Source organism: Megasphaera massiliensis, from assembly GCF_000455225.1.
In the GTDB taxonomy this organism is placed as follows: Bacteria; Bacillota; Negativicutes; order Veillonellales; family Megasphaeraceae; genus Megasphaera; species Megasphaera massiliensis.
Genome location: NZ_HF954535.1, coordinates 115,649 through 122,758, shown reverse-complemented (window position 1 = coordinate 122,758; position 7,110 = coordinate 115,649). Strand labels below are relative to the sequence as shown.

Here is a 7,110-nt window from a genome sequence, read left to right as displayed (position 1 = left end):
CTGAAAAAATATTATTGAATTTAAAAAATAATACTTGCCAAAGTCATCGTTTTGTAGTAGAATAGTTTTTGTTCGAGGCACTAAGAAATACCGAGACAGCCCCGAAGAATGAAAGCAAATGGCCCCGTGGTGTAGCGGTTTAACATGTCGCCCTGTCACGGCGAAGATCGTCAGTTCAAATCTGATCGGGGTCGCCAAATGCTCAGGTAGCTCAGTCGGTAGAGCAGGGGACTGAAAATCCCCGTGTCGGCGGTTCAATTCCGTCCCTGAGCACCACCAATGCGGAAGTAGCTCAGTGGTAGAGCACCACCTTGCCAAGGTGGGGGTCGCGAGTTCGAGCCTCGTTTTCCGCTCCATATATGGCGGCATAGCCAAGCGGTAAGGCAGAGGTCTGCAAAACCTTCATCCCCAGTTCGATTCTGGGTGCCGCCTCCATATTTTTCTTTCGTCATGCCGAGGTGGCGGAACTGGCAGACGCAACGGACTTAAAATCCGTCGGATAGAAATATCCGTACCGGTTCGATTCCGGTCCCCGGCACCAAATCAACAACGTGTAAGCGGCGTTGGCCGTGGCCGAAGTCCTTGCAAAACAAAGGAGCTGTCTTTGGACAGCTCCTTTTCGCAGTCCGTTTAAATTATCTGAAAAATGGGTTATAATGAATCATGACTGAATACAAGTATAGAGTATCTGATTTTGAAGGACCTTTAGATCTGTTGCTCTATTTGATTGAAAAGAACAAAGTCGACATTTATAACATTCCTATCGTTGACATTGCCGATCAGTTCAATGCTTATGTAGCTGACATCGACGCCTTTGATGTCGACTATGCCAGTAAGTTTTTTGTCATGGCAGCGACCCTTTTGCAGATAAAATCGCGGCTGCTCCTGCCGAAACAGCCTAAAGTGGTTGACGACGAAGAAGACCCGCAGGAAGTCTTGGTCCGGCAGCTCGTAGAGTATAAAAAGATGAAGGCCCTGTCTCAGGCCATGGGCAGTTTGTGGGACGCCCGCAGCCTGATGATGGGACGCCTGCCGGCGCCTATGCCTTATGAAACCCGCTTCGAAGGCCATATCGACACCAAGGCCCTCTACGACGCCTTTCAGCAAGTATGTCAGGCCCTGCCGGAACCAGAAGCCGTAGAGATACGGATTCAGAAAGAAATATACAGCGTCGGCGAATGCATGCGCCGCGTCACCTACGCCCTGCGCCGGGCCAAGGGGACGATGACGGCAGCTGCCATTTTTCAGGCCTGTCGATCCCGCGTCGAACTTGTCGTAACCTTTTTGGCGGTTTTAGAATTGCTCAAGGTCGGTCAATGTATGACCGTCGCTGAGGGAAAGGATGGGAATACCATTGCCTTACGATACACGCCAAAAGGATAACCGCGAGCCGACGGCACTTCTGGAAGCCCTCCTCTTTTTGAGCGGCGACGCCATGACCGAAGCCGATATCAGTGAACACCTGGGATGGCCTTTGGAAGACGTTGAGAAAATTGCCGAGCGCCTGCAGCATCTTTTAGAAGATCAGCGGCGAGGGCTGCGTCTCATCCGCGTTGCCGGCGGCTATCAGTTAGTGACCCGGCCGGATCTTCACGATGCCCTGCAGTGGGTCCGGACGGGGAAGAAGGAACTGTCGCCTATGGCCCTTGAAGTACTGGCCATCATCGCCTTCAAACAGCCTGTGACGCGGGCTGATATTGAAAAGCTGCGCGGCGTTTCGTCAGAAAGGGTCCTGACTTCTTTGGTGCAGCAGGGATTGGTCATCGACCTCGGCCGCAAGGACAGTCCGGGACGGCCGATTTTATACGGGACGTCTGCTTATTTTTTGGAATGTATCGGCATGGATTCCCTTGCTGATTTAGCCGGCCGCTTGTCGGTAGATACTACGGAGGATGGACTTGATGGAAGAACGGTTGCAGAAAGTAATGAGTAACTGCGGAGTCGCTTCACGGCGTGCTTCGGAAAAGCTGATATTAGAAGGACGAGTCCGCGTAAACGGTGTCGTCGTCCGAGAATTAGGCACCAAGGTCAATCCTGATAAGGACCGCATTGCCGTCGACGGCAAGACCCTTGAAATGCAGGCCAAGCATTACTACCTGTTTAATAAGCCCAAGGGCGTCATTACCACATCGAGTGACGATCAAGGACGGACGACGGTCATGGACTACTTCAAGAAGGAAAAAGACCGTATCTATGCCGTCGGCCGTTTGGACCAAAATACAGAAGGCTTGCTGCTCATGACCAATGACGGCGAACTGGCTAATATTCTGATGCATCCCAGCCGCCTCGTCGATAAGACGTATGAAGTCAAGGTCAAAGGGCAAGTTGCCGATTCGATTCTGCAGCATTTAGCCGACGGAGTCGAACTGAAAGACGGGATGACGGCACCGGCTGATGTCGTCTACGTCGACTACGATCCTCGGACGAACCTGACCAGTCTGGAAATCACCATTCACGAAGGCCGCAATCGCCAGGTCCGCCGCATGCTGGAATACTTTGGCTTTCAGGTTCACAACCTGCGCCGTATCCAGTATGCCTTTTTGACCCTGAGCGGCGTCAAGCGCGGAGCCTATCGCTCCTTGACCCGTGAAGAAGTGGCCGAACTCTATAAATATAAATAATAGGAGTCTTTATGAAGGAAATACTCGTCATCGGTGCCGGTGCGGCCGGCATCATGGCTGCGCTGGCTGCTGCTGAATCGGGAGCCAGAGTACATTTATTTGAAAAAAATGATATTGTCGGTAAGAAGATGGGAATCACCGGTAAAGGACGCTGCAACTTGACAAACTCCTGCAGCATGGCCGATTTCATCGCCCATACACCGGGGCACGGAAAATTCCTGTTCAGTGCTTATCAGCAGTTTACGAACCTCGATTTATTGGATAAACTGAACGGCTGGGGCCTTCTGACAAAAGAAGAACGAGGCGGCCGTATTTTCCCCCAGTCTGACAGCGCCATCGAAGTGCGAAAGCTCTTTTATCACAAACTGTGCCGCAAGAGCATCGAACTACATTTGAAGGAAGGCGTTAAAGCCGTTAAATCTTGGGGACATCGCTTTGTCGTCCAAACGGATTCGAGAACTTATGAAGGCGATGCCTGTATCATCACGACAGGCGGCATGTCCTATCCTGTAACCGGTTCTACCGGCGACGGCTACGGCTTTGCAAAATCGCTGGGGCACGAGGTGACGGAACTCAAGCCGTCGCTCATCCCTTTTACGACGGCCGAATCCTGGCCTCATGACTTGTCGGGACTGTCCCTGAAAAATGTCGAAGGGTCACTATGGCGCCGTGGGAAAAAAATCGATGCCCACTTCGGGGAAATGCTGTTTACCCACTTTGGCGTTTCCGGGCCGATTATCCTGATGCTCAGTACGGCAGCGGCCCATAAAAAGAGCGCTGCTTTCCCCTTAGAACTTCGCATCGACTTAAAACCGGCCTTATCGAAGGAAAAACTCGATGCCCGCCTGCGTCGGGATTTTGAAAAATATATCCGCAAAGAAGCTGTAAACGGCTTAAAGGATCTGTTGCCCCAGCGACTCATTCCGGTCATCCTTCATGAAGCCGGGATTGCAAAAGACTGTCCGGTCAATCAGATTTCCCGGGAACAGCGCCAGCACTTGGTCGAAGCCTTTAAGGCCCTGCCCCTTACGGTGACCGGGACGAGGCCCATCAGTGAAGCCATCGTCACCGCCGGCGGCGTATCGGTCAAGGAAATCGACCCTAAGACGATGGAGTCGAAACTCGTTCCGGGCCTTTATTTTGCCGGGGAAGTCATCGATATCGATGCCTTTACGGGCGGATATAATTTACAGGCAGCCTTTTCGACAGGGTTTGTAGCCGGAACGGCCGCTGCTAAGGAGGGCTGACTATGAAAAAATTAACGATTGCCATCGACGGCCCGGCAGGAGCCGGAAAAAGCAGTGTGGCTAAACTCTTGGCCAATAAAGTCGGCTATTTATACATTGATACCGGGGCCATGTACCGGGCCTTTACCTGGGCGGTGCTGGAAAACGGCGTCGACATTGCCGATGACAAGGCCGTCAAGGCCTTGGTGGATTCCGTTGACATCCGCCTTGAACCGATGGCCGACCTGTGTCGGGTCTACGTCGGGACGACGGAAGTTACCGAGGCCATTCGGACGCAACGCGTATCATCGCATGTTTCTTCCGTCGCAGCTCTTGCAGTCGTACGGCAAAAACTGGTAAAATTACAAAAGGCCATGGCCAAAGAAGGCGGCGTCATCCTCGACGGCCGCGATATCGGTACCGTCGTTCTGCCGGATGCGGATCTAAAAATATTCCTTACGGCGTCTGTCGCATCCCGGGCTCAGCGCCGCTATTTGGAAGTAAAGGCCAAAGGCGGCAGCGAATCGTATGACGACATCGCCGCCAGCATCGCCGCTCGCGATGACATGGATTCCCACCGCCAGGTGTCCCCTTTGAAAAAAGCCGATGACGCTGTCGTCGTCGACAACAGTGATCTCGATTTACAACAGACGGCCGATGTCATTCTCGGCCTTATGAAGGAGCGAGGCTGATGCATGAATTTATGTATAATACGATCCGCAGGATCTTCAATGTCGCAACGTACGGCTTCTTGGACATGGAAGTCATCGGCGAAGAAAATATACCTGAAAAAGGGCCTTTTATCGTAGCCTGTAATCATGCCAGCAACTTTGATCCGCCCCTTTTGGGAACGGCTATGCGTCATCATCTCATCCACTTTATGGCCAAGGAGGAACTCTTCCGCAATCCGGTCATGGGCTGGTTCCTGCGTTATGTCCATACCTTTCCGGTCCATCGCGGCCGCATCGACCGCAAGGCGGTTATGGAATCCTTTAAGGTATTGAAAAATGGTGCGGTTTTGGGGATTTTCCCGGAAGGGAAGCGGACCCGAGGCGGCTCGGTCGGCCCCTTTCATGAGGGCTTTGCCGGTATCGCCATTAAGGCCAAGGTGCCGGTGTTGCCGGCAGCCATCGTCAATTCGGAATTTCTGCCGAAAAAGACGGGGCCTGTTCGAGTCATTTTTGGAAAACCCATCATGGCTCCGGCCGGAAAAGCCTCGGATCACGACGTAGTCACGGCCTTTTCCGAAGAAATTCGCGATTCCATCGTGACTATGCAAAATCAGTATAAAGGGGACGAAAAATGAAAGTAACTCTCGCCGCAGCCTGTGGCTTCTGCTATGGTGTCCGACGAGCCGTTGAACTGGCCGGACAGGCTGAAAAAGGAACACACACCTTAGGTCCTATCATCCATAATCCGCAAGTTGTCGGGCGTCTCGCCGAACAGGGCGTGTCGCCGGTAGACTCTTTGGATGAGGTGGAAAAAGGGGCTGTCGTCTTAATTCGGTCTCATGGCGTCGGACCGGAAATCTATGAAAAAGCCGACAAACGAGAACTAAAAGTCATAGATGCCACGTGTCCGCACGTTAAAAAGGCCCAACAAGACGCCAAAAATATCATCGAAAAAGGTGAAAAGCTTATAATCGTAGGCGAAAAGGCCCATCCCGAAGTAATTAGTATTTCACAATGGGGGGCAAATCGTGCTATTATAATAGACAGGGAAGAAGAGGCTCAACAAATTCCCTTTTGCGATTCTATGGGAGTCGTCGTACAAACGACGTTCTCTCAAGAGCAATTCAAGCGTATCGCCGCTATCCTGCAACAAAAGACTAATCATCTCGATGTGCATATGACCATATGCACGGCGACGCAGCAGCGTCAGCAGGCAGCGATAGAATTGGCAGGTCAGGTGGACGCCATGATTGTCATTGGCGGCAAGAACAGCGCCAACACCGGCCGCCTCGCGCAGGTATGCCGTGAACAGGATTGCCCGACATACCACATTGAAACAGCAGCCGAATTGGATACGGACTGGTTCAGTGGTATGAATCATATAGGCATTACAGCCGGCGCTTCTACGCCGGATTGGATAATACAGGAGGTTGTTAAGATTATGGAAAATTTGCAAGCTGAAGGCACAGAAGTAATGAGTGAAGAATTGTTGGACAAGTATGACTATGAAGAAAATCCAAAGAAAGGTGACGTGGTCAAAGGCACGGTTATTTCTGTGAATGATGATGCTGCCTATGTTTCCATCGGTACGAAAGCGGAAGCAATTCTGCCGAAAAAGGAAATGGCTGTTCCCGCTCCGGAAAAAGCAAGTGACTTTGTCAAAGTCGGCGATGAACTGACCGTTGAAATTGCCAACAACATCAAAGAAGAAGGAGCTATTGTCGTTTCCCTCGTCAAGATGAAGAAAGTCGAAGACTGGAAAGAAGTTCGCGAAGCATTCGAAAATGATCAGCTCGTCGAATGTGTTGGTAAAGAAACGAACAAGGCTGGTCTTGTCGTTTCTATCAAATCTCTCCGCGGATTTATCCCCCTCTCTCAGGGCGATATCAAATTCGTGAAGTCTTTGGACTACCTCGTCGGTGAAACCTTCCAGGTCAAAGTCATCGACATTGACGAACACAAAAACCGTCTGGTCCTGTCCCGTAAGGCTGTACTTGAAGCAGAACGCGAAGCAAAACGCGAAGAAGCCCTCAAACACATTGAAGAAGGGGCTGTCATTAAAGGTACTGTCGTTAAGATCATGCCCTATGGCGCATTCATCGATCTCGGCGGCGTAGAAGGCCTGCTTCACATTTCTGATATTTCTTGGAAGCGCATCAATGCTGTCGAAGACGTTCTCCAGGCCGGAGAAGAACTCGAAGTCCTTGTTCAGAAGTTCGATCAGGAACGGAATCGTATTTCCCTCTCCTTGAAAGCACTTCAGAAGAACCCCTGGATTGCAGCTATCGAAAAATTTGAAGTCGGCGATATCGTAAAAGGTGAAGTTAAGAAACTCTTGCCTTTCGGTGCTATCTTAGCTATCGATCCGGAACTGCAGGGCTTGCTCCATATTTCTGAATTAACTGAAAAACGCGGCGTGGCTGTCAAAGACCTGGTCGACATCGGCGATGTCATGAACGTTAAGATCATCGGCATCGATACAGATAAGAAGAAGATTTCTCTCAGCGTTCTGGCTATTCAGAAAGATGAAGAAGAACAGGAAGTTCGCGACTACCTCGCTAACCAGGATAACGAAGAAGAAAACAACTAAGG

General features: G+C 51.0%; 7 protein-coding genes and 5 tRNA genes. All 12 read left to right on the top strand.

All coding sequences use genetic code 11. The annotated features are described in order from the left end of the window. Positions 1 to 120: 120 nt before the first annotated feature. The 12 genes from TX77_RS02535 to TX77_RS02480 all read left to right on the top strand — a co-directional run bounded on the left by TX77_RS02535 (position 121) and on the right by TX77_RS02480 (position 7,108). Positions 121 to 197: transfer RNA gene (locus TX77_RS02535), tRNA-Asp, on the top strand. Between the two features lie 3 nt (positions 198 to 200). Continuing rightward, positions 201 to 276, top strand: a tRNA-Phe gene (locus TX77_RS02530). A gap of 5 nt (positions 277 to 281) precedes the next feature. Then, positions 282 to 356, top strand: a tRNA-Gly gene (locus tag TX77_RS02525). Positions 357 to 361: 5 nt separating this feature from the next. Continuing rightward, positions 362 to 435, top strand: a tRNA-Cys gene (locus TX77_RS02520). 17 nt (positions 436 to 452) lie between these two features. Beyond that, positions 453 to 541, top strand: a tRNA-Leu gene (locus TX77_RS02515). Between the two features lie 122 nt (positions 542 to 663). Then, on the top strand, positions 664 to 1,383 hold the full coding sequence (locus TX77_RS02510) for a segregation and condensation protein A (RefSeq protein ID WP_044503250.1): 720 nt from the start codon (positions 664 to 666) through the stop codon (positions 1,381 to 1,383). Then, positions 1,355 to 1,933: an SMC-Scp complex subunit ScpB gene (gene scpB, locus TX77_RS02505; protein WP_044503249.1), complete on the top strand. Its 579-nt coding sequence runs from the start codon at positions 1,355 to 1,357 to the stop codon at positions 1,931 to 1,933. The genes TX77_RS02510 and scpB overlap by 29 nt, the downstream gene beginning before the upstream one ends. Beyond that, the gene (locus TX77_RS02500; RefSeq protein ID WP_071822283.1) at positions 1,902 to 2,621 is read left to right on the top strand and encodes a pseudouridine synthase; all 720 of its coding nucleotides are present in this window, start codon (positions 1,902 to 1,904) and stop codon (positions 2,619 to 2,621) included. The genes scpB and TX77_RS02500 overlap by 32 nt, the downstream gene beginning before the upstream one ends. Before the next feature lie 11 nt (positions 2,622 to 2,632). Further along, on the top strand, positions 2,633 to 3,868 hold the full coding sequence (locus TX77_RS02495) for a BaiN/RdsA family NAD(P)/FAD-dependent oxidoreductase (protein ID WP_044503248.1): 1,236 nt from the start codon (positions 2,633 to 2,635) through the stop codon (positions 3,866 to 3,868). Between the two features lie 2 nt (positions 3,869 to 3,870). Next, positions 3,871 to 4,539 (top strand): (d)CMP kinase, encoded by a 669-nt coding sequence (gene cmk / locus TX77_RS02490; RefSeq protein ID WP_044503247.1) that lies wholly within the window; start codon positions 3,871 to 3,873, stop codon positions 4,537 to 4,539. Next, complete coding sequence (locus TX77_RS02485) at positions 4,539 to 5,153, top strand: lysophospholipid acyltransferase family protein (RefSeq protein ID WP_044503246.1); 615 nt, start codon at positions 4,539 to 4,541, stop codon at positions 5,151 to 5,153. The genes cmk and TX77_RS02485 overlap by 1 nt, the downstream gene beginning before the upstream one ends. Continuing rightward, on the top strand, positions 5,150 to 7,108 hold the full coding sequence (locus TX77_RS02480) for a bifunctional 4-hydroxy-3-methylbut-2-enyl diphosphate reductase/30S ribosomal protein S1 (RefSeq protein WP_044503245.1): 1,959 nt from the start codon (positions 5,150 to 5,152) through the stop codon (positions 7,106 to 7,108). The genes TX77_RS02485 and TX77_RS02480 overlap by 4 nt, the downstream gene beginning before the upstream one ends. The last annotated feature ends 2 nt before the right edge of the window (positions 7,109 to 7,110 follow it).

What these genes read in the sequence shown, in the direction of transcription:
- TX77_RS02510 (WP_044503250.1), top strand. Translation starts at nt 664, where the DNA reads ATGACTGAATACAAGTATAGAGTATCTGATTTTGAAGGACCTTTAGAT.
- TX77_RS02500 (WP_071822283.1), top strand. Translation starts at nt 1,902, where the DNA reads ATGGAAGAACGGTTGCAGAAAGTAATGAGTAACTGCGGAGTCGCTTCA.
- TX77_RS02495 (WP_044503248.1), top strand. Translation starts at nt 2,633, where the DNA reads ATGAAGGAAATACTCGTCATCGGTGCCGGTGCGGCCGGCATCATGGCT.
- cmk (WP_044503247.1), top strand. Translation starts at nt 3,871, where the DNA reads ATGAAAAAATTAACGATTGCCATCGACGGCCCGGCAGGAGCCGGAAAA.
- TX77_RS02485 (WP_044503246.1), top strand. Translation starts at nt 4,539, where the DNA reads ATGCATGAATTTATGTATAATACGATCCGCAGGATCTTCAATGTCGCA.
- TX77_RS02480 (WP_044503245.1), top strand. Translation starts at nt 5,150, where the DNA reads ATGAAAGTAACTCTCGCCGCAGCCTGTGGCTTCTGCTATGGTGTCCGA.